Annotated in this window: 17 protein-coding genes; 8 read left to right on the top strand and 9 right to left on the bottom strand. The window is 40.3% G+C overall.

Going from position 1 to position 24,159, the window contains the following annotated elements; genetic code table 11:
• Positions 1-35 precede the first annotated feature (35 nt).
• The 6 genes from DBR32_RS08155 to DBR32_RS08130 form a co-directional block, all read right to left on the bottom strand.
• Positions 36-2,585 (bottom strand): ATP-dependent Clp protease ATP-binding subunit, encoded by a 2,550-nt coding sequence (locus DBR32_RS08155; RefSeq protein WP_124635825.1) that lies wholly within the window; start codon positions 2,583-2,585, stop codon positions 36-38.
• Positions 2,586-2,716: 131 nt separating this feature from the next.
• Complete coding sequence (locus DBR32_RS08150; RefSeq protein WP_124635824.1) at positions 2,717-3,208, bottom strand: phosphoribosyltransferase family protein; 492 nt, start codon at positions 3,206-3,208, stop codon at positions 2,717-2,719.
• Between the two features lie 57 nt (positions 3,209-3,265).
• Entirely contained in the window at positions 3,266-5,227 is a 1,962-nt protein-coding gene (locus DBR32_RS08145; RefSeq protein WP_124635823.1) for an LTA synthase family protein, read from the bottom strand.
• An 82-nt stretch (positions 5,228-5,309) separates the two neighbouring features.
• Complete coding sequence (locus DBR32_RS08140) at positions 5,310-7,430, bottom strand: thioredoxin family protein (RefSeq protein ID WP_124635822.1); 2,121 nt, start codon at positions 7,428-7,430, stop codon at positions 5,310-5,312.
• Between the two features lie 72 nt (positions 7,431-7,502).
• On the bottom strand, positions 7,503-8,021 hold the full coding sequence (locus DBR32_RS08135; RefSeq protein ID WP_199724419.1) for a thioredoxin family protein: 519 nt from the start codon (positions 8,019-8,021) through the stop codon (positions 7,503-7,505).
• 56 nt (positions 8,022-8,077) lie between these two features.
• Complete coding sequence (locus DBR32_RS08130; protein WP_124635821.1) at positions 8,078-9,424, bottom strand: serine hydrolase; 1,347 nt, start codon at positions 9,422-9,424, stop codon at positions 8,078-8,080.
• Positions 9,425-9,757: 333 nt separating this feature from the next.
• On the opposite strand from DBR32_RS08130, the gene DBR32_RS08125 reads away from it, so the two are divergent.
• Together DBR32_RS08125 and DBR32_RS08120 are read left to right on the top strand one after the other, a co-directional pair.
• The gene (locus tag DBR32_RS08125; protein WP_124635820.1) at positions 9,758-11,257 is read left to right on the top strand and encodes a poly(R)-hydroxyalkanoic acid synthase subunit PhaE; all 1,500 of its coding nucleotides are present in this window, start codon (positions 9,758-9,760) and stop codon (positions 11,255-11,257) included.
• 180 nt (positions 11,258-11,437) lie between these two features.
• Positions 11,438-12,991: a PglZ domain-containing protein gene (locus DBR32_RS08120; protein WP_124635819.1), complete on the top strand. Its 1,554-nt coding sequence runs from the start codon at positions 11,438-11,440 to the stop codon at positions 12,989-12,991.
• Positions 12,992-13,204: 213 nt separating this feature from the next.
• Here DBR32_RS08120 and DBR32_RS08115 read toward each other — a convergent pair whose 3' ends face one another.
• Entirely contained in the window at positions 13,205-14,908 is a 1,704-nt protein-coding gene (locus DBR32_RS08115; protein ID WP_124635818.1) for an agmatine deiminase family protein, read from the bottom strand.
• Positions 14,909-15,252: 344 nt separating this feature from the next.
• Here DBR32_RS08115 and DBR32_RS08110 point away from each other — a divergent pair, with 344 nt between their 5' ends.
• Positions 15,253-16,044, top strand: coding sequence for a DUF3050 domain-containing protein (locus DBR32_RS08110; RefSeq protein WP_124635817.1), 792 nt, complete (start codon positions 15,253-15,255; stop codon positions 16,042-16,044).
• 85 nt (positions 16,045-16,129) lie between these two features.
• Here DBR32_RS08110 and DBR32_RS08105 read toward each other — a convergent pair whose 3' ends face one another.
• Positions 16,130-16,360 carry a hypothetical protein gene (locus DBR32_RS08105; RefSeq protein WP_148089212.1) on the bottom strand — a complete coding sequence of 77 codons (231 nt, stop codon included), beginning with the start codon at positions 16,358-16,360 and terminating at the stop codon, positions 16,130-16,132.
• An 82-nt stretch (positions 16,361-16,442) separates the two neighbouring features.
• Here DBR32_RS08105 and DBR32_RS08100 point away from each other — a divergent pair, with 82 nt between their 5' ends.
• Positions 16,443-18,218, top strand: a complete 1,776-nt coding sequence (locus DBR32_RS08100) for an ABC transporter ATP-binding protein (RefSeq protein ID WP_124635815.1) — start codon at positions 16,443-16,445, stop codon at positions 18,216-18,218.
• A gap of 78 nt (positions 18,219-18,296) precedes the next feature.
• Here the strand turns inward: DBR32_RS08100 and DBR32_RS08095 are convergent, their stop codons facing one another.
• Entirely contained in the window at positions 18,297-20,795 is a 2,499-nt protein-coding gene (locus tag DBR32_RS08095; protein ID WP_158605941.1) for an outer membrane beta-barrel family protein, read from the bottom strand.
• A 405-nt stretch (positions 20,796-21,200) separates the two neighbouring features.
• Here DBR32_RS08095 and DBR32_RS08090 point away from each other — a divergent pair, with 405 nt between their 5' ends.
• The 4 genes from DBR32_RS08090 (at position 21,201) to DBR32_RS08075 (ending at position 23,747) form a co-directional block, all read left to right on the top strand.
• Positions 21,201-21,656: a hypothetical protein gene (locus tag DBR32_RS08090; protein WP_124635813.1), complete on the top strand. Its 456-nt coding sequence runs from the start codon at positions 21,201-21,203 to the stop codon at positions 21,654-21,656.
• A 123-nt stretch (positions 21,657-21,779) separates the two neighbouring features.
• Positions 21,780-22,292, top strand: a complete 513-nt coding sequence (locus tag DBR32_RS08085) for a hypothetical protein (RefSeq protein WP_124635812.1) — start codon at positions 21,780-21,782, stop codon at positions 22,290-22,292.
• Positions 22,285-23,070, top strand: a complete 786-nt coding sequence (locus DBR32_RS08080) for a sensor histidine kinase (RefSeq protein WP_124635811.1) — start codon at positions 22,285-22,287, stop codon at positions 23,068-23,070. The genes DBR32_RS08085 and DBR32_RS08080 overlap by 8 nt, the downstream gene beginning before the upstream one ends.
• An 11-nt stretch (positions 23,071-23,081) precedes the next feature.
• Complete coding sequence (locus tag DBR32_RS08075; RefSeq protein ID WP_124635810.1) at positions 23,082-23,747, top strand: response regulator transcription factor; 666 nt, start codon at positions 23,082-23,084, stop codon at positions 23,745-23,747.
• Positions 23,748-24,159 lie beyond the last annotated feature (412 nt).

The raw sequence follows: 24,159 nt of genomic DNA, 5'->3' as shown, positions 1-24,159 counted from the left end.
AAATTGGAAGGGCTTTGACATTATTTATTTATTATTTATTCTACATCTTTATTCTTGTCTTCACTCTTGGTCTTGGTCTTTTTGGCCTTGGTGATTTTAAAGGTAATCTTTCCGGCTTCTTCATCATAATCTGCTAAAGCCTGATCACCATCTCCGATCGTTTTATTCAGAATTTCTTCTGCCAACGGATCTTCCAGGTATTTCTGAATGGCCCTGTGCAATGGCCTTGCGCCAAACTGCTGATCGTAACCTTTTTCTACCAGGAACTTACGGGCTTCATCCGTAAGGCTCAGGGTAAAGCCAAGCTCTTTCATGCGTTTCAGCACGTTTTTCATAATGATATCAATGATCACATTAATATGTGCTTCGGTCAATGTATTAAACACGATCACATCATCGATACGGTTCAGGAATTCCGGGCTAAAAGTGCGTTTCAAGGCTTTCTCAATCACCGCACGGTTATTCTCATCGGTACCGGATACTTTGGTTGCCGTAGCAAAACCAACGCCGTCTCCAAACTCTTTTAATTGTCTGGCGCCGATATTAGAAGTCATAATAATGATCGTATTTTTAAAATCTACCTTTCTACCCAATCCGTCCGTCAGCTGTCCGTCATCCAATACCTGCAACAGGATATTGAAGATATCGGGATGCGCTTTCTCGATTTCATCCAGCAAGACTACAGAATATGGCTTACGGCGAATTTTTTCCGTCAGTTGTCCACCTTCTTCATAGCCCACATATCCCGGAGGTGCCCCGATTAAGCGGCTCAGGGAGAATTTCTCCATATACTCACTCATATCGACCCGCACCAAAGAATCTTCACTATCAAACAGGTATCTGGCTAAAGAGCGTGCTAATTCGGTTTTACCCACACCCGTAGGTCCTAAGAAGATAAAGGAACCGATTGGTTTTTTAGGATCTTTAAGCCCTACTCTATTTCTTTGAATGGCTTTAACCACTTTTGCAACGGCTTCATCCTGCCCTACCACTACACTTTTCAAGTCATCACCCATGCGGCGCAGTTTCTCACTTTCTGCCTCAACCATACGCATAACCGGAATGCCGGTCATCATACTGATTACCTCTGCAATGTCCTCTTCATGAATCGGGTAGCGTTTGTTTTTCACTTCTTCTTCCCAATCCGCTTTCGCTCTTTCCAGCTCATCCCCCAGTTTTTTCTCCGTGTCGCGCAATGCAGCGGCTTCTTCGAATTTCTGGCTTTTGACTACTTTATTTTTTTCTAATTTAATCTCTTCTATTTTCTTTTCCAGATCCAATACATTCTGCGGCACATCGATGTTTTTCAAATGCACCCTTGCGCCTACCTCATCTAATACATCGATGGCTTTATCTGGCAACAGGCGATCGGTCATATAGCGTTCGCTCAATTTCACACAAGCTTCAATCGCTTCCTGATCATAACTTACATTATGAAAGTCTTCGTATTTAGGTCTGATGTTATTCAAGATCGTGATTGCCTCTTCAATGCTTGGTGGCTCGATCAATACTTTTTGGAAACGACGGTCTAAAGCACCATCTTTTTCAATATTGGTACGGTATTCATCCAAAGTGGATGCACCGATACATTGCAGCTCTCCACGTGCCAAAGCCGGTTTGAATATGTTGGAAGCATCCAGAGAACCGCTGGCACCACCGGCACCTACGATTGTATGAATCTCATCAATAAATAAGATTACATCTCTGTTTTTTTCCAGCTCATTCATAATGGCCTTCATACGCTCTTCAAACTGGCCACGGTATTTGGTACCGGCCACGAGGGCGGCCAGATCAAGCGAAATCACTCTTTTGTCGAATAAGACACGGCTCACTTTGCGCTGCACAATGCGCAGGGCAAGGCCTTCTACAATGGCTGTTTTACCCACACCCGGTTCTCCGATCAGGATCGGGTTATTTTTCTTTCTGCGGGATAAGATCTGCGATACACGCTCAATCTCTTTTTCACGACCAACGATCGGATCCAAGCTGCCCATTTCGGCCAAGCGGGTTACGTCTCTGCCAAAATTGTCCAGTACAGGTGTTTTCGATTTGGCATTGGCTGCACCACCCGTCGGTTGTTTAGGACGTTGCTGCTCTTCTGCATCATAATCGTCTCCACTATCAGAAAAATCCGATTTAGGCCAGTCGCCTAAAATCTGCGATAATTCTTCTACAAAACGATCGTAAGTAACCTGATGGTTGTTGAGAATTTGCGTGGCTACATTGTCTTTATTTTTCAGAATAGACAACATTAAATGTTCCGGCTCTACGGTTTGGCTTTTCAGCGCTTTGGCTTCCAACACTGTAAAACGGATTACCTTTTCGGCTTGCCTGGTCAGGGGCAAAGTATTGACATTAGTCACCGGGGTATCACCTTTGTCTTTGATGGCGTTTTCCACCTCGCTTTTGATCGCGGGCAGATCGGCCTGCATTAAAGATAAAACCTGGATAGGCGCACCGGCACCTTCACGTAATATACCTAGTAATAAATGTTCTGTACCAATAAACTGATTGCCTAAACGTAAAGCTTCTTCTCTGCTGTAAGAGATAATGTCCTTCACTTTTGGCGAAAAATTAGAATCCATCGATAAAAATTTAAATCGTTAAAACAACACCTTAGTCTACAAGCGCTTTTATAATCATAATAGTCTTATGCTAAGATACTGATATAAACAACTCAAAAATCATACTAGAGTAATTTTAGCGTCATTTTGACTTATTTAAGATAGGCACCTGTAACCTTTTCTTCCTTGCAAGTGACAATAATATGTTCTTGCAGGGTTGAGGCGATAGAATATCCGATAAAGTCTGCCGTAACAGGAAAATTCTTATGTTTCCGATCCACTAAAACAGCTATTTGTATCTTTTTAGGAGCATGATCCAATAATGGCTTTATGGCATACAGGAGGGTTTTTCCCGACATGGCGACATCATCTACGACAATGACTGCCTTATTTTTTATCATAACGCTTAACTGGGGTGCAAACGTTTCTACTTTTTTCTTATCGATTTGCAATATTTCCATAGAAATAGTAAGCGGACAAATCTCTGACAAGATCTTTTTCAGGTTTTCTGCAACAACGGCACCACCTTCAGCAATGCCTAAAATAACCAGCTCTTTTTCTCCGCTATTCCGTTCCCAAATTTCATAAGCCATGCGTTTCAACTTATGCTCGATCTGTTCTACTGACAATATTGGTATTTCCATGTTCGCCTTTATGTTTATGTGGTTTGCGTTACAGACAAAAATAGCATAATTTCTATACTACTTCGCCATATTTGTTGGGTAAGTACTTCTGTGCATTTGATTGTGTATAACAGAATGATTGAACAGTTGTATAAAGGCCTTTGTGTATCGCTCTGCGGCCTTTAAAGAATCATTTTGCAGCCCGTTATTCATCAGGTTAAACTGATCGGTGATGTCGGCCGGAAAATGATAGGCTTCTTTGATTTCTGTATCGACTGTTTTAAGGTGTATTTGCTGCACAATACTGTTATAGTTACCACTTAAAAAAGTGATAAATGCCCGTGTGCCCGTCGTATCGATCATGCTGTTGCCCATTGCAAAAAAGGGTTTAGGGTAATGCAGGTAGTCCAAAACGGTGGGCAGGATATCAATTTGTTGTACCAGGGTACTGTCGTAGCGGGCCTGTGCTTCCTGCTCCGGGTCAAAAATAAGGATCGGCACCTGATAACGGCCTAAACCATCAGTATAGAAATAACCCGAACCAAACGGAGCACAATGATCAGCAGTTAGTACAAAAACAGTATTGGCATACCAAGCTTGCCTGGTCGCTGAAGCAAAAAATTGTTGCAGGGCAAAATCAGCATATCCGATGCTTTCTTCTACGCCTAAAGGACCTTTAGGAAAACGATTTTTATATTTTGCCGGAATGGCAAAAGGCGGATGAGAGGACAGCGTAAATACAGCGGTCATAAAAGGTTGTTTCAGCAGACTAAATTGAGTTATTGCGTATTGCAGGAACGGTTCATCATAAATCCCCCAGGTACCATCATAATCTTTTTCACCGGCATATTCTGTTCTGCCGAAATACTGTTGAAAACCGGCATTTTTGGCATAGGTATCAAAACCCATGCTCCCATTGGTACTGCCATGAAAGAAAGCGGTCTGATAGCCCTCTTCCTGTAAAATTTCGGCAATAGCCGTAAACTTGTTATTGCTATACACAGAAGTAATAATGGGGCCTTCCATCATTGAAGGAATACCCGAAAGAACTGCAGGAATACCTTCATTGGAGCGTAAACCATTGGCATACGCCTGTTTAAAGGCAATGCTTTTATGACTTAAACTATCCAGAAAAGGGGTGTAACTTTTTTCTGTACCTAAGCCCGTAAACACCCTGGAAAAACTCTCCAGGATAATGATCACGACATTCTTTTTTCGAAACGGCTTATCGGTATGGTACGTCTTTATTGGACGGATGATGGCATCGGCTTCTACATCAGACATAAACTGATATTCTTTCAGACGACCACTCTCCACCGAGGTAATGATGCTAAAAGGTGTATTGAGCACCAATCCGGTCTTATCTGCAGGCAGATAAGCGATGGCATTACGGGCATTTATGGGCACCAATTGTAAGCCGCCACGCATGGCCAGTACAGCCATACCGCCAACAAGTGCAAGGAATAATACTTTTACAGGAATATATTTTTTCTGTGTGTGGGTAGGAAAATTGAGCGCACGGAATACCGCGATTTTTTCGGCAAAATACCGGTTCAGTTTACGATGGCTATACCACAAACCCGCACCTAGCAACAGTGCCAATAAAGGTACATACCAAAAGGACACCAAATAACCGGGCAGAATACTGATAAAATCGCCTTTGGTAAGGATCAGGTCAAAAACTTCTATTGTTGCTCTCTTTCGGTTAAAGCGAAAATACACCCAATCACTGACTTCAAATAATAAGGCAAAGGTATTGGGTATCAAAAAGAATAAGGCAATGATCCGATTGACCAGGGTTCCGGTTTTCCGGTTGGCAAAGATCAGTACTAACAAGATCCAAAAACTGTTTAGAAAGGCTATGGCCGAAAGATCGAAGCGAAAACCGCCAATCAGCACCTGATACCATTGTGCAGCACTGAGTGGCCCGATTACATCATGATTAAAAGCATAAAATAACGCTCTGCATACTATGTATAGGAGTAACAGGATAATAATCTGCGTAATAATTTTATTGATTGCTACTCTAAGATAGGACATGCTATACCGGGATACTAAACTAAAAATGTTGCCTGAATCGGCGAATACCAATTACAGACAACATTTTATGATAAAAAATAAATTAAGGATGTAAGCTCTTATACTTTTCCTTTACAAGTTTTAAATGATTTAAGAATTTGGACACGGAAGGATCATACTGGTATCCTTTTGGATGCAGCTGCACATCGTTCTCGTCTACAAAGAAATAATAAGGTTGCGTATTAGAATTGAATTTAGTAGCCTGATAGTCTTCATTTTTATCGCCTATCGTCACAATTCTGGAACCTAAAACCTTTGAATCATATTGCTCTTCTTTCGGTAATTCCACCCCATCAAAATCGCAGTATAAAGACACAATTACAAAATCTTCTTTCAACATTTTCATCACCTCCGGATCAGACCATACCTGTCCTTCCATTTTACGGCAGTTAATACAGTTAATCCCTGTAAAATCAAGCATCAGGGGCTTTTTTAATTGTTTTGCTGCTGCCTTTGCTTCTTCCAGATCAAAGAAGGTAACCAAACCATATTTCTTCACGACTTCCGGTTCGTACATTGTCAATCGATCTACGTATTTTACTGGCTTCAATCCACCCTGTGCATGATTTGATTCTGTACTGCTTCCGCCTCCAGATACAAAATCCTGCGTACCCATTGGTGGTACAAAGGAACTTACGGCTTTTAGCGGTGCGCCCCACATACCCGGTATTAAATATATAGCAAATGCAAAAGCCGATATAGCTAACATTAATCTCGGTACGCCTAAATATTCTATGCCAAAATGGTTTTTAGGCATTTCACTGTCATGTTTAAAACGCAGTTTCCCTAACAGATATACACCTAATAAGATCGCCAGGATTACCCAAATGGCAATAAAGACTTCGCGATCCAGTATGCGCCATCCTTTAGAAAGATCGGCATTAGATAAGAATTTAAGTGCCAAAGCCAATTCCACAAAACCCAAGGTAACCTTAACGGCATTTTGCCAGCCACCCGGTTTTTCCAGGTTTTTAAGGTAAGAAGGGAATAAGGCAAAAATGGCGAAAGGCAAAGCAATCCCTAAACCAAAGCTGGAGAAACCAACCAAAGGCCCGATGCGTCCGCCTTTACTGGCCAATACGGCAATACCTCCGATAAATGCTGAAGTACAAGAGAAAGAAACGATCACTAGCGTCAGCGCCATAAAGAAAATACCGCCATAGCTGTTGGCATTAGACTTAGAGCCGATCTTATTGGTCCAGGAAGAAGGTAAGGTCAACTCGAAAGCCCCCAAGAAAGAGAAGGCGAAAATGAGGAAGATCACAAAGAAGAATAAGTTTGCAATCCAGTTGGTAGCCAGGTTATTCAGGGCATTTCCCCCAAAAGCGGCTGTAATAGCCATCCCTAAGATTGCGAAAATCACAATGATCGATAAAGAATAAACTAAAGCGTATTTAATCCCTTGTGACCTGCTGGCGACTTTCTTGGTAAAGAAACTCACCGTAATTGGAATCATGGAATAAATACATGGCGTGACCACTGCTGCTAAACCGGCGCCCAAACCCGCTAAAAAGATCATCCAAAGAGACTCTGGTATATCTTTATTGGCTGCTGGATCACCCGATTTAAGGTCTTGTTTACCCGCATCGGTTGTTCCGTTGCTTGCGGCACCACCCGTCGCAGCAACTACTGCTGCGGTATCTTTGGCGCTTGGGGTATCTACCACTGCTACCGCAGCGGTATCCATTTTGGCCGTATCCATTGCCACCGCATCGGTAATATCAAAAGAAAAGGATTTTGTCTTAGGAGGCAGACACTGAGATTCGTCACAAACCTGATACTTATAAGTACCGGTCACTTTGGTATTTCCCGTTACTTCAATGGCCTGTGTATAGGTTACATTATGTTCAAAAAAGTGTTCTAAGCCTTCTTCTCCATCAAAATCTTTGCTGATTTTTTTACCGGTCTCAGTAGGTTTACCGATAACTTTTACATTTTTATTTGCATTGACTTTAAAACTTGGCGGTACCAATAAGCCATCACCACCCGGATTAAAGGACCAGATATGCCAATGCTCCTGTAGCTTCACTTTAAATATCAGATCGTATTTATTGTCTCCTTTCTTTTTCGTTTCGAAAGACCAGGTAGAAGGGTCGCCCACAATCTGGGCTTGTGCGCCGATAGCATATATAAATGCTACAAACAAGAATAAAATTCTTTTCATTAAATGTAAAATAGATGTAATAGAAAAATTTGGTTTTGCAATTTAGTAAAATAAACTTAATAAGCAATTTTGCTATTTGCTAAAGTTTCCTAAGAGCTCCAGAAATTTTGGATCTTCGGGATGTACAATATAATAGGCTTTTATCTTGGATTTTTTATCTATTACCATATAGCGCGGTATCCAATTCAGGTCTATATAATTTGTAAACTTGTTTTTCCATCCTGCCTTGAACCAATAGTTCTCCTTGTCGGACAATTGATGTTTGGCCATACTCGCCTTCCAGGCACTATCGGATCGGTCAAAGGAAAGATAGATAAATTTTACTTTCGGAAACCGTTTGACCAATGCGCGGTTTTGTTCCATTACAGCAATACAGTCTTTACACCATCCGGCCCAAAGATCGAGTACCACAACATCATTGCGGTGTTTTTGTAATACCGATCCCATCGTTACGGAATCACCGGAGGGGGTGTATACATATTGAGACAATGCTTCTTTGGTAAAATCTGTTTTGCTCGTCTCCGGTACTTTTTGTGCCAACGCACACATTCCGATACATAAGCTCAACAAGAAAAATATGCTATATTTCATAAACCATTATAAATGTGCACAAGTGCGCTAATACAGTAAACAATATTGATAAGCCCTTACTCTTTGGTAAAGTCAAAGGCTTTTCCACCTTGCTTTAAGGTCATTTTCTTTATTTCGGGGTTAAATTCAATCACGATGCCACCCTGCTCGAATTGAAATGTATTTTTTGCGATCGGTTCCAAAGGAAAAGCGGATTGCCCTGTTGCCTGAGCGGTTAAGATGCTGCCTTCTACGGCGATGGTTACCGTTACCGGTATTTCTTTAGTAGCGTATACACCTGCAAAGGAAGTCAGTTCTGCAGCACTTACCGCAAAGCTTTTAAATTCCGGCACCTCAAATGGTTTGCCATAGGCTGCATTTTGCATAGTTTTCAAAATCTTATCCGTTTCATAATTTACGCCATTGGCAATAAAAGAAAATGCCCGGCCATCGGCAGGATAATAAGCAATCATTGAATTAAACCCGTCAATGCCGCCACTATGTCCGTACCCTACCTTATCCTCAAAAGGTGTTTCAAAAAGCCCTTTCCCATAATCATCTTTCATTTCTTTCATTTGTGCCAAACTGGCTGCGCTCACGAGTTTACCTGTAAACAGGCCGGTGGCAAACCGGGTAAGATCAGCAGGTGTAGAGACGATGGCTCCAGCACCCATCGGCACACTCATATCCGTTTCTGGTTCTTTTACCCAGGAACCGGTGTAATGATAGGAATAAACTTCTTTTTTGCCCGGATCAGTTTTCGTTCCAAAATAGGTACTTTTCAAACCTAAAGGCTTGCAGATTTTTTCCGTTAACAGTATTGCATATGGTTTTTTGTATACTTTTTGCAGGATATAGCTTAGCAAAATATAATTTGAATTACTGTAATCCGCCTTACTGTCCGGCTCAAAATCACTGCCACCGGCCACAATGAATGCCAGCATTGCCGCTTCAGTCTGAGGCTTTGTATACCATGTAAGGTAAGATGCATCATCTGTAATGTTATGAATACCGCTGCGGTGTTGCAATAACTGACCTATCGTAATTTTATCTGCATTCTTTATCGTAGGAAAATATACAGATAACTTTTGGCCGAGATCCAGCTTTTTATCGTCTATGGCTTTAAAAATCAAGGTCGCTGTAAACACTTTAGAGATAGAACCGATACGATAAATAGACTGATCCGTACTTTTAAGACCTTTTTCAACGTCAGCCATGCCTGTAGAATGGGTATAGATGACCTTACCCTCTTGGCTTATAGCCACACTGCCCATAAATTTATTACTCGTTTCCAGGGCCTGGAAATAGGAATCTAATTTTGTTTTATCTAATTGCTGCGCACTTGCTATTTGTTGCATTGCCGTCAGGGCAAATATGGAGAGAAATAAGCCTTTTTTAGCTTTAGTAAAGGTATTTGTTGTCATGCAGCCGAAGATATAAAAGATTGAAAAGGCGTACAACATTTTACCTGTTAAAGTATTTCCATAATTCTACAACATTTTGCCCCCAATCGGTCACATAGTGAGTATTATGTTTCAATTTTATAAGCTATTTTGCTTATAATTATTATAGTAAAATAATTAATTAATTATTTTTATTTGATATTCAATATACTTATAAATACAATTATTATTAAATATTTATATAAAAAATGATTTAACACAGAATTGTTTGTCCATTACATAATATCATAATATTTTTGCCCTATCAAATTACGAAATAACCATATTTAAATACATTTTTAAAATCAAATCAAAATGGCCTCAGAAAACAAAAATTTTGTTGAAACCGTATTGGAAGCACAACAAAAAATGGTGGAAAATGTTGTAGAAACAACTAAAAAAGCTACAAAAAATAATGCTTTTGTCAATGACGGTATTGAGAAAGGTAAAGAATTTTACAAAAACTGGTTGGAGCAACAAAAAAAGGCGTTCTCCGGTTCTGCTGAAAAAGTAGAAAATGCAACGAACTCTGCAAAAGAAAACATGGAAAAAGCGGGTACTTTTTATCAAAGCTGGTTGAACAACCAAGTGGAGATGGCTAAAAAATCTTGGGAAATGAATCAGGGTTTCTTTAAAAACAACATTCCCACTCAGGACTCCTTTGCCAAAATGAATCCGATGGAGATGATGAACAATTGGAACAGCTGGTACAGCAAATACCAAACAGCTAATAACTGGATGAACATGATGCAGCAATATAATCCTGCCAATATCATGGACAGCTTTAAAGGTCAAAATGATTACTTGGGTGGTATGTTTACCCAATATAACGACTTGTTGACTAAATCATTCGGTCAATTGTCTGAAAACCTTCAGAATGCAAACAGCAAGGATACTTTCTCTAATATGATGAATGTAACTGCAGGTTTCAACAAATTCTATGAAATGTGGATGCCTTTCTGGAAATCTATTCAAGATAAAAACTTTAATGCAGAGCAATTCAAGAAAAACTTCAATTTTGATGCTTATAAGGATCTGATGAATAATTATTTCGGATTCAATACCGACGAAAACCGTCAGTATATGCAACAAGCAACTGAAATGATGAATGGTTATATGAAAGATTTCGCCGGACAAGGCAGAAATTTCTACAACCAAGCTACAGCGTCTTTAAACGGTATGAATCCTTTCGCAGGTCAAAACATGTTTGAAACAATGGCTAATGCATACCAAACGATGCAGCAAAACTTCAGCGGTGCTGTATCTCCATTGGCTAAAATGGCTACACCTAACCAATATTCAAAATCGGCTAGTGAGTGGTCTAGCATCATCGACAGAACAGCGATCTACAATATCAAAAATGCAGAATTGCAATATATGGTATATCAACAAGGCCAAAAAGTAATGGACAGCCTTGTAGATAACATCATTGCTAAAGCAGAAAATGGTGTTGAAATCAACAACATGACGGCTTTATACCAAGAGTGGTTAAACATCGGTGATAAAGTATATGTTGAATTGTTTGAAAGTGATGACTATAGCCAATTAATGGCCGAAGTAAGCGCAATGCAGTTGAAAATCCGTAAGGATATGGATACACAAACAGAGAAAATGCTTACCGGTTTACCGATTGCCACAAAATCTGAATTAGACGAATTATACAAAACGATCTATGATTTGAAAAAAGAAGTGCGTCAGTTGGAAAAAATGTTAGAGGTTAATGTAAACGAAGAAGAGGTTGTAGCACCTTCTCCTGTTGCTACAGATATCGAAACAGAAGCCAAAGCAGCAAAGAAAGCAGCGCCTAAGAAATAAGCTTATTTCTTATACCGCATATCATATACAAAGTGCTATCCTTTAGGGGATAGCACTTTTGTTTTGTCCCTGCTATAGGATACCCGCCTTTAGTTTTGTATTTTTATTAATATTTAAATCGAAATAATTGTTTGATATTTATCGTTCAAACAGAAACAATTCAAATCTTAAGATCATTATATGACTTCAAACATTCTTTGGGTAGACGACGAAATAGAATCATTAAAATCGCAAATACTTTTTTTAAAAAATAAAGGATACGAGGTAACCCCCTTTACTAATGGTTATGACGTATTGGAACACCTGAGATCAAACCAGGCCGAGGTGGTGATCTTAGATGAAAGCATGCCCGGAATGACGGGGCTGGAAACCCTGAGCCAGATTAAAAGCCTGTATGCCAACCTACCGGTGATCATGGTTACGAAAAATGAAGCAGAGAATATTATGGAAGAGGCTATTGGGGGACAAATCTCCGATTACCTGATCAAACCGGTAAACCCAAACCAGGTATTACTTTCCCTCAAAAAAATATTTGACGGAAAGCGTTTGGTTTCGGAGAAGACCACTACTGAATATCAGAAAGATTTCCGCAACCTCTTTATGACGCTTAATTCTAATCCCAACCTGGAAGAATGGAAAGACCTGTATAAGAAACTGGTGTATTGGGAACTGGAAATGAGTAAAAGTGATAGTCCGGAGATGCTGGAGGTATTTAATACACAGAAGACAGAAGCAAATACGGAGTTCTTCAAATTTGTATCCCGCAATTATCTGGACTGGATCAATAAAACGACGAAGGAATTGCCGATGCTCTCGCATAATCTTTTTGCCGACAAGATCGCCCCTTACCTGACCAAGGACAAGCCTACGTTTATGGTATTGATCGATAACCTTCGTTTTGATCAGTGGAAATCTATAGAGCCGATCATTAACGAGCAGTTCAGAATCGAAGATGAGGATATGTTTTTCAGCATACTCCCCACATCTACACAATATAGCCGTAATGCGATTTTTGCAGGGATGATGCCTTTAGATATTGAAAAGAAATTCCCTAAGGAATGGAAAAATGATGACGAAGAAGGTGGTAAAAACCTGCATGAAAAGGATTTCTTAAGGGCGCAGTTGCAAAAATTAAAACTGGATCACCTGAAATGGGATTATCTAAAGATTACGAATAATGAAGACGGTAAATCTATGGAGGATAATTTCCATAATTATTTACAAAATGACCTGACCGTTATTGTATACAACTTTGTGGATATGCTCTCTCATGCCCGCACGGAAATGGAAGTACTGAAGGAACTGGCCAGTGATGAGGTATCTTACCGTTCATTGACCATCAGCTGGTTTGAGCACTCCCCTCTTTATCGCGCACTCAAAAAGATCTCAGATAAAAACATTCAGTTATTCATTACTACCGATCATGGTACGACAAGGGTAAAATCGCCCAGTAAAGTGATCGGCGACCGTGCAACCACTACCAATCTACGTTATAAACACGGAAAAAATTTACAATATGAGCACAAGGATGTGTTTGACATAACCAACCCCAAGCAAGCGGGATTGCCACAGCCGAATATCAATTCTAAATTTATTTTTGCCAAAGGTGATGTCTTCTTGTGTTATCCCAACAACTACAATCATTTTGTGAATTATTATAAGAATACCTTCCAACATGGTGGGGTAAGCTTAGAAGAGGTGATCGTACCGATTGTACGACTAAGCAGTAAGTAACCATTGTCCATCAACGGGATTTTAAAATATAAAAAGGGATATATACCGGTTTTGGCATATATCCCTTTTTTGAATTGTAAATTACGACGAAACCCAAAACAGGTACTATTTATCCTTGGCTTTTCATTGCTAAACAAAATATTTACACGATTATTTAAGAGCAAACCCTAAAAAATGTGGTCAGGATACTTAGCTGATAAGGTTAGTCACAAATTATTGTACCGTCAATGGAACGGTACCGCAGAGCGTACCATCCTTAAAAACAATACGGAGGATATAGGTGCCTGATGCCAAACCGGAAATATCAAAATCCCGCTCGGCAAGGTTCCTAGCGCGGACTTTATGCCCACTTATATCGTAACACTCAATCAAGATCGGTGTATGGCGATCTAAACCAGGAATAGTTACGGTCACTTTACCCGAAGCCGGATTAGGATAGAGGGTTATTTTTTCGGCTACTTCCCTTGATGTTTCCGCAATCCCCAGGCCTTGTTTAATATAAAACTTATAAACGCCGGCTGGCGCGACAAAGGGCTTGGATATCGATTTGCCCAAATTATTAGAAGCACTAATATAATAGACAATAGTGGTACCTGCCGGCTGTCCGGGAATCTGAGCCGTATATTCTGCTCCCGAAGCAAGCATTGGCACCGTCGTCCAGCTTGCACTACCCTCTGTTTTCCAGTAAAGGCGCGCAGTAGCAATACCACTCTGAGATTTAATTGTGGCATTGATGGCAAATTGTGGGGCTATGACCACCGTATCCTTGATCCAGGCATGCTTTATATAGATTGGCTCATCTGCATAGATTTCATGGGTAATACAGTGGATGGCGCCTCCTGCTTGCGCATATTGTGGGCACAAAATGCCGGTAATCGTATAGCCGGGCATCAGTGCGGCATAGGCATCAAGAGCATCCTGGTCAAAGGGCTGTACACCGTATTGAGGCACGAGCACCGTCTTGTTCAAGATCAGCGAGTTGGTATAGCTTGCATCGGCTGTCAGGTATGTTGTATTAAGGGATGTATTATTGTATGTAGGGGCATTCCTGATTTGGTGAAAGGTGAACGATCTGCCGAAAGCACTGGTCAGTTGTTGTTTGATCAAGGCTACAGAAGCATCAATATCAACCTGGTGATCCGTTTTATTGTCGATGGGGTTATAATTTGCTTGCGGAATGTAGCTAACAACGAAGGTTTCCTCATTAAGCATCTTCAACCAATAGTCGACATGTATACCCACCCCCGTTACATTTAGGGTCTTTTGAATACCCATATAATTGGTAAAATCGGGTTTTGCAGGCTGTTGCAGACCGGGCTGTATACCGTGGGAAATATTAGCAATATTAAAAGTGTGATGACCATCGCATAGCCAGTTTCCTCCATCGTAATATGCCTGACCAGTGTTGGTACTCGTTGGGATATTGAGGGAAGGAATACCGAGCGTAGTGGCAATTAGGGTCTGGGTACTTGCAACTATATCAAAATCGGCCAGCTTCCTTGCGCCTGTTTCGTTCTCGTAAATGGCAAACATTCCATGATCTCTTGACCAAGGTGCGGCGGTAAAGCTTTCCAAATTATCTACATCCAATATATGGATCAGTGGCGATACAATACCCCTGTTGGAAAATACCGTGTCCAGATCGAATGGTTTGAGTGTGCCAAGATCATCTATAGTGTCAGAAGTAATGCAGTATAAAGCAATGTTTTCATTAATACAAGCCCGGGCCACTTTTACATAGGGCTCCACTGCTTCATCAAAAGATACACTGGGATGCGACCGCATGGGCTCTACTTCCATGACCACGCCCCGGATTTCTTCCCATTCGGCAGGTGCACGCGGCACTGTGGGCACCTGCGCCCAAAGCTGTAGTGAGGCAAGGCCAATAAGGATCAAGACAAAAAGTAGTTTTTTCATAAGAAAGGTTTGGTTTTTTAGTATATTATTGTACAAGTCAAAATAAATATTAAGTCAGCCAGATAAAAGTGAAGCCAAAGAAAGGGTTCATTTGAGTGGCTCAGCCGGTAATGCAGACCAGTAAAAGAATAAAGGTTTGTTGGTAATTAAGCTATAAAACAGTTTATTACAATAAAAAACTATAAAATTCAATAAAATATAAATCTATAATTATTTATATAATTATAGATTTATATTTAAACGAAAGTACCGAAAAAAACAATATTAATTATTGAAAAATAACTCGAAATTATTTTTCCCCCTACCTTTGCAAAATTCTTAAAACAACACGATATCTTATCTATATGCATCATCGCATTGAACGTATTCAAATAGCAGCGGAACCATTCCGCAACGCAATCATTAATCATAAAGTCTATTCCATTATAGAAAATGTGGACGATTTGAAAGTCTTTATGCAATATCATATCTATGCGGTATGGGACTTTATGTCTTTATTAAAATCGTTGCAAAACAACCTGACCTGTACCCAAGTACCCTGGTTTCCTAAAGGAGATGGAGAGACGCGGCAATTGATCAATGAAATTGTGGCTGGAGAAGAGTCGGATGTGGATTTGTATGGCAATAAGAAGAGCCATTTTGAATTGTACCTGGATGCCATGCAACAATGCGGCGCAGACACAAAAGAAATCGAGACATTTATTGATGCCTTAAGAGCAGGCGGCAATTTTGAAGCGGCTTTTGCTGCTGCCGGCACACCACCGGAAGCGATTGATTTTGTGAATTTCACTTTCGACACGATCCGAAGCGATAAGGCACATTTACAATCTGCCATCTTCACTTTTGGAAGGGAAGACCTGATCCCGGGCATGTTCCATGCGATCATTGATGATATTTATAAAAACTTCCCGGACAGTATTTCAATCTTCAAGTATTATCTGGAGAGACATATTGAAGTAGATGGAGACCATCATAGCCATCTGGCTTTGCAAATGACCTCAAACCTATGTGCGCAAAATGATGCCTATTGGGCGGAAGCCGAAATGGCTACGATACAAGCGCTGCAAAGCCGCATCAGGCTTTGGGACGGGGCCTATCAGGTGTTGGCAAAAAAGAAAAATTATACAGAAGTTTAATAAGAGCAACACAAGATATTATTTTAAAAAGGCTCCGGATGATCTCCGGAGCCTTTTGCTAATGTTATAAACGGGCTCATATTCCCTACTTCTTTTTCTGTTGTCTCTCCAGTGAATCCATCAGGGGTTTTAATTCAATTGCACTCCTGATCGCCAAGTCTTTCTCCGCCTCTTTTTTCATGGCAGATACTTTAGTCGCTTTGGCAGAATCCAGCGCCTGCTTCACCTCCTTGGCCGTATAGCGTTTTTCTTCTGAAGCTTTTGTGCAAGACCCCAGCAATAACACCAGTACACCAATGAAGATCCCTTTTTTCATATTTATTTTATATTGACGATGCAAAATTAAGGAAACCAATAGACTTAAGGGGTGTACCTTTGTGAAAGTATTTTAAAATAGTATGAAAGAACTACGCGCGCTCAATAAATTTTTCCTTAAATATAAATACCGTTTAGGCCTGGGCATCCTGTTTGTGACCATTTCTAACTTCTTTGCGGTCTTACCGCCAGTCATTATCCGTACGGTGATCGATCAGGTGTATAGCAATATTACCTTATACCGGCTGGTGAGTGATACAAAGTTGAACAATGACTATATGCGCCTGATTATGAAAATGGTTATGGTCGGGGGCTTGCTCCTCATTACATTTGCGCTGATCCGGGGTGTTTTTATGTTCTTTATGCGCCAAACGATCATCGTTATGTCCCGCCATATTGAATATGATCAGAAAAATGAAATTTATGAGCAATACCAAAGACTCAGCACCTCTTTTTTCAAATCGCAAAGCACGGGCGATCTGATGAGCCGTATGTCTGAAGATGTAAGCCGGGTGCGTATGTATACCGGTCCTGCCATTATGTATACCCTTAACTTTATCGTCTTAACTATTTTATCGATCTGGGGTATGTTTCGCGTAGATGTCATGCTTTCCCTTTGTTCTTTAATTCCCCTACCCTTACTTGCTTTCAGCATGATCCGGATCAACGGCCTGATTAATAAAAAAAGCAGTAAAATACAGGCACAATTAGGCAAACTAACAGCCTTGGCTCAGGAGTCCTTCTCCGGTATCAGGGTCATCAAATCTTTTGTACAGGAAGATGTAATACAAGATAATTTTGAGACGGCTTCTAAGGCTTACCGCAAAAGCACGATCGGCCTGGCAAAAACAGAAGCCTGGTATACTCCTTTGATGGGCTTTTTTATTGGTATTAGTTTACTGATTACGATACTCTTAGGGGGCATGAAAGTGATCAATGGAGCGATAACGGTAGGCAATATTGCGGAGTTTATCTTTTACATCACGATGCTCACCTTTCCGGTATCCACACTTGGATGGACCAGCTCTATGATCCAAAGAGCGGCGGCTTCCCAAAAAAGAATCAATGAATTTCTGGTACTGCAACCCGAAATACAGTCTCCTGCTGAGGGCAGAACTGATGCTGTTGAAGGGGCAATTTCCTTTAAGCATGTAGACTTTGTATATCCTCATACGGGCATTAAAGCCTTATCTGACCTGTCTTTAGAGATCAAAAAAGGACAAAAAATTGCCATTCTCGGGAAAACGGGTTCGGGAAAATCGAGCCTGGCACATCTCTTACTCAGAATGTATGATACCACTGCCGGTACGGTATCTATCGACGGTACGGATGTAAAAGAATGGGATTTGGAACGGTTGCGCAAACAGATTAGCTATGTACCGCAAGAGGTCTTTTTATTTTCGGATACCATTGCCCGTAACATTGCCTTCGGAGTGGATGAGGTCACTAAGGGTAAGGTACAACATGCGGCACAGCTGGCCCATGTAGATAAAGATATTATGGGGCTCAGGGAGCAATATGATACCGTAGTCGGCGAAAGAGGCGTAATGCTTTCGGGAGGACAAAAACAAAGGGTGAGTATTGCCCGGGCTTTGCTAAAACCACATGAGATCCTGATCCTGGATGATTCAATTTCTGCGGTAGACACCACTACGGAACAAGCTATTCTAAGAAATCTAAAAGCAGCACTAAAAGATAAAACGGTCTTAATCATTACCCACCGGATTTTCAAAAACTGGGATTTTGACCAGATTGTGGTACTGGATGACGGGAAGATTGCAGAAATAGGCACACATGATGCATTAATGCTGCGTAAAGGATTTTATTATGATCTTTATCAATATCAGGTAAGTGAATAAAAAAAGGCCGTTTCAAAGAATTGAAACAGCCTGTAATAAAAGGGATTGTATGAAAAAAGGTTAATTATTTATGCTTGATTAGTTACCGCCGCCGGCACCACCCATTTGTCCGGAATTTGCTTTTTTAAGGTCATCGTTATTCACTGCTTTTTCTTTACCATACTGCATTTTACCGAAGTTATAGTTAAAGCTCATGCGCACTCCTCTACCTACATAAGTAGTCGTCATATCGTAGGTTGCATTTTGGTAAGTGTATTTTGTAGGAATGTCAATTTTAGCCGTTAAGAAGTTTTCTGCTGCGATACCGATAGAACCTTTTCCTTTCAGGATGTTCATTTGTGCTCCGATAAAGTAGTAGTACCAGCCTCCTTGATTACCTTGCAATTGCACCTGATTTCCGTTCAGCATCCCAAACCCGTTGAGGCTGAATTTCTGGTTGATCATATAATTCGCATAGGCATTTCCTTTAAATTCCCAGCCTTTATTCGAGATGTTTAAAGAAGTACTTTTCAATTGTTTATAATAAGCACTTGCATTAACATTCACCATCAATTTACCAAAGAAGGTACTGCTGGCAAAAAAGTCAGCTCCTGTTGCATTTGTTTTGGCAATATTGCCATAGCTTGTTAAGCTGATGCCTGTAGCCGGATTCACCAATGTGCTCGATTCAATGGCATTATCGGTTCTGCGATGGAAGGCACTCAGGTTAATGCTTGATCTTCCGACGAATGTACTGTAGCCCAATTCAAAATTATGCGTTTTTTCCGGCACCAGTCTTGCATTACCTTGTTTCCAGTTTAATGGATCACTATAGTCAATGTAAGGGTTTACAAATTCTATAGACGGACGCTCAATACGTTTATTATAACTCAGTTTCAGTTTGTTGAAGTTTTTCAGGTCAAACATAAATACCAAGTTCGGTAAGAAGTTATTGAATACCGGCAGTTCGAAATCACCTCCGTTATCTCTGATATTTCCATTAATATGTGTCACTTCGTAACGCGCACCCGCTACCATACTCAGGCTTTTAGCCAGCGGCGTGGTAAATTGCCCATAAGCAGCACCCACCAGTTGGTTATAAGTCAAAAGGTTAGAACGGCTAGGATCAACCACATAATCGCTTTGACCGGTAGCCAGGCTTTTCAGGCTATAATCGCTGGAGATATCCCTGTTGATTGCTTTCAGACCAAACTCTAATTTTTGGTTTTTACCTTTCAATGGTTCCACATAATCTGCCTGAACCGTCAATTCTTTATTTTGTGCTCTATTATCATTGATCTCCTTGTAATCTACTACATGGCTATTCAGATTTTCATTAGACAGATTATATCCTGCGTTCATGGTTTCGGTAGAATAGGCCGCTAATACATCAAGCGTTCTTTTAGGATTGCTCTTAAACTTTTTGGAATATGCAGCATTCGCGCCTACCGTATTTCTCGGATTTTTCTGATCAATGTTACGGCTAAAGTTCAACCCCGTTTTAGGATAAGCAGCACTGGTTCTCATTTCCTGGTTCCAGGTACCCGGGTTATAGTTTACGCTGGCCTGGATCGATTGCAGGGAGTCAATCTGGTAATCTGCTCCTAATTTGCTCCATCCGAAATTACCATAACCATACATGTGCTGGCTTTGCTCTAAACGGGTTTCATTAGCAGTACCGGGCAAATCTGTACGACCTCCTTTACTATCCAACACCATCGCCCAACGGCTTACACCGAAGCTGGTATTTACGCCCCATTTACCCTGGCGGTAATTAATATTAGCGCCTACATGGCCCATCAATAAGTCTCTGTCTATATTATAGCTTGGTGCACCAAATACCGTTCCGCTAAGGCCTTTGATGAGTTTTCTTTTGGTGATGATGTTGATCACACCAGAAGCCCCTTCACCATCATATTTTGCACCTGGGCTGGTCAATACTTCTATACTTTTAATATTATCGGCAGGAATCTGGCGCAATACATCTTTTACAGAAGAAGCCATCAATTCAGAGGGTTTACCATCTACCAATACTTTGATATTACTATTACCTCTTAACTGCACATTACCTTCCATATCTACCGTAACCATCGGTACTTTACGCAATACATCTGTTGCGGAGGTACCCAGATTGGACTTATCATTCTCTACATTATAATTGATCCCGTCAGGACGTTGTTCAATTACTTTCTTAAAATCGGTAACGGTTACTTCTTTCAAGTTAGTGGCGGCGCTTTGCATCCCGATAGATCCAAGATCATGGGTGGCGGCATCAATCACCACATCTTTTTCAAAATTTTTATAGTTTACGAAATATGCAGATAGTTTATACGATCCGTTCGGAACGCCTTCAATCAAAAATTTTCCGGCCTCATCTGTATACGCATAATATTGTTTTTTATCTGCTCCGGTAAGTACAACGTTAGCCATTTCAACCGGCTGCTTGCTTCCGCCATCTACTACAGATCCGGAAACATTTACACTATTTACAGAGGATGCTGCAACTACCGGTACAGGAATTTGCGTTCCGGTTTGTGCCTGTGCTATGTTTAGGGATAAACTACCGGCAACAGTGATTAATAGAGGAAGTGTTTTCATAAAAAGGAATTTACATTGCAAAAATAGGGTGATAAAATATGTTTTCTTTACCCCCATCAGGGGGATTTTAACTCATTGGATATCACAAAAGTAATGCGCTGTATTGCCCTATTCAAGAGCACTTCGGTGAATGCCCCTTTCTGCTCGGTAAATTAAAACAGGTATTTTTACCTGAAACAGTCCTTAAAAAAAGTCTTAGATTGCGCCCGTTATTTTTTTCATTATATACTAAAAAAAATGATCATATTACATAGTACATCTTTAAATATCATTGGAAAATGAATTATTAACAAATGTATTATTAACAAAAATTACTACTTTTATGCTTTCAATGATATCCCAGTACCGGATACCATTGGGCATCTACTTATTTTTCATTCTTTTACTATTAAAAAATCAAAAAACATGAGCGATTTCCCCCCAATCACACCCGAAGAAGCCAGAGATCTAACGAGCACATGGCGCACTTACTTTGCACAGTCTCTTGGCATAGAAGACCCTAACAGCACAGACATATTCAGAGGGTTTCGTATTCCTTTAGTAGATCTAAAAAACATCATGGAAGATATTGACTATTATAATGCTCAGGGCGGCGACATCAATTCCATAAGAGTGTACCTGGCCAAAAACAATCTTGAGAGTAATGATGCCAATGATATACATGTACTTTTATTACCCATCGACGGCGGCGAGCCTATGGGCAACGGAGAAACAAATGAATATCCTTTTGGAAAAGATGTGCTTCAAATGCGCAGAACGGTTAGCAGTCCGGTGACTTCTACGATCTATGACTTTACAACACCATGTCCTAAACAATGTGATGTTTCCAGTCCGCTATATGCCACTTACAATCCTCTTTAAATGTATTTATATATGGGGGTCATTGTACCCTCTTTTTTAATTTTAACGATTTCAGTTGCTTTATATAAAAGGCAGTACTGGGGTGCCCCAGAAAGAATTACCTATTATTTTCTTCTGATTTCATTGCTCTTTAATCTTATTGCCGTCAGCACGGCATATTTAAAGATCAAGAATCTACCCTTTCTGCATCTGTACACGGTATTGGAGTTTTGTACCCTTTCCCTCTTATTCAAGTCTTTACTAAAGGGAAAGGTCATCAATAACATACTGAGTATTTCCATCGTCTTATTTCCGATCGTCGCTATTGGCTATATCGGTTATAACGATGCTTTATATAAGCACAATGTATTACCAAGGTTCTTAAGTAGTATGAGCATAACCATTTTATGTGTATACTTCCTGATCCGAGATCTGACGCAGATTAAAGATAACCAGTCTGTATTCAGTTTTATGGTGATTGTAGGTTTACTCCTGTATTTTGCGACCTGCTCTACCCTGTTTGGCTTTTCCTCCAAAATCATGGAAATGCCAGACAAAATAAATGATCTCTTATGGAATATACATGCCAGTATGGCGCTAATCATGTACCTGATCTTTGCCTATGCATATTTTAAATTAAACAGACAACATGGATAGTTATATTTATATTATTATAGGTATGAGTGCCTCATTCCTGCTGTCTATAAGTCTGCTCTTGTTTTACCTGAAATATCGAAAGAATATTATTCAGCAACAGTACCAGATGAAGGAAGCGGAGGTACAACATCAGAAGGACTTGTTGTATACGGTTATTAACTCTCAGGAACAGGAGCGCAAACGTATCGGTATGGATCTTCATGATGAAGTAGGTTCCGTCTTATCCTCTCTTCGCCTGATGATTGAAGATTTTGCCGATAAAAACCAGCAGGAGCAAAGCAAGCAGTTCAACACACAGAGCAAAAAAACAATTGATAACATTATCGGTAGTGTGCGCAGTATTTCGCATAACTTATCGCCAATGTTTAAAGGATCTTACGGATTTAGTGATGCACTGTACAATTTCACAGACGGCATTAACGCATCGGGAAGAATCAGGATCAATCTGTCTTTTGAAGACAATAGCCTGGAGGTTCCTTTGAGCCAGACAGAAGCCTTAACCTTTTACCGTGTACTGATTGAGATGATTAATAATACCATCAAACATGCCGAAGCAGACCATATCAATATCGGTTTTTCTTTAAAAGAAAATATTTTCCATATTGATTATGCAGATGATGGTAAAGGTTTGGACAAGGAACTGGGCAGTAAAAAAAGAGGTATGGGATTGAGAAATATAGAAAGCAGGTTAAGTATGGTGGCTGCAACGTATACAATAGACTACAATGCAGAGAAAGGTTACCATGCTGTTATTACTTTTTCTACAAAAGCACAATAAAAGAATTACTAATGGATAAGATACACATAGCCCTTGCAGACGATCAGCAACTTTTCAGACAGGGTATCGCATCACTTATCAGTGCGGTGCCTGAATTTGAATTAGTTTTTGAAGCGGAAAACGGTGCGCTGTTCATGACCCAATTAGATACCCGCTCACAACCACTTCATGTTGCCCTTATTGACATGGAGATGCCTGTTATGGATGGTATGGAGCTGAATACACAAATTCAGAACAGATATCCGGATACAAAAACAATTGTCCTTTCTGTTCATTTTAATGAGCGGTTGATCGCCCGTATGATTCAGGCAGGTGCGAGTGGCTTTTTGCCTAAAAACTGCGACCGGGACGAACTCCTGACGGCCATCAAAACAGTACACAAAAGTGGCTTTTATATTACAGACCCGGTTTTAAAAGCCCTGCAAAGCGGCTCGTCTAAAGTAGATGTTGTCAAAAGCATCAGCGGCATCCCTATTGACCTTTCTCCCAGAGAAAAGGAAGTACTTCAATTTATCTGCCAGGAACTGACCAATGCAGAAATCGCAGAAAAGCTTTTTGTAAGCCCACGAACCATTGATGGCCATCGGAATAACCTGTTGGCAAAAACAGGCTGCAGAAACACTGCCGGCCTGGTATTATTCGCAGTAAAATATCATATCCACAACCTTTCCTATTAGCATTTTGCTTAAGTAACACATAAAAACACCTGATTATACAATCAGGTGTTTTTATGTGTCTTATAGTCATTCGCGTATCCTTATTTTGCATCTGAACATATAGCGACAGCCGGCATATATGATCAGGTATCGTTTATAGCATACTTTAACCATACCGCTACACTGCACCCCCTCTGGAGACAAATTGGCGACACTACCCCATCAGGTACGCCTATTAATCCCATTTATAAACCCTTTATTTTAGCTAAAGCAGGTAAAAACACCTGCTTTAGTAATCGGGTATTTTTACGCAAAAATCCACCGGCCTTTTATTGTTGTTTTGCCTTACAAAGCAACAAGAGCCCTATTGCCCTATCCCAACCAAGAAATCACCCATCAACTAAACGAGAACCTTAAAAAATCGGAATGAATT

The sequence above is a fragment of the Taibaiella sp. KBW10 genome (genome assembly GCF_003852495.1).
Classification (GTDB): Bacteria; Bacteroidota; Bacteroidia; order Chitinophagales; family Chitinophagaceae; genus Edaphocola.
This window is presented reverse-complemented; position numbering and strand designations above follow the sequence as displayed.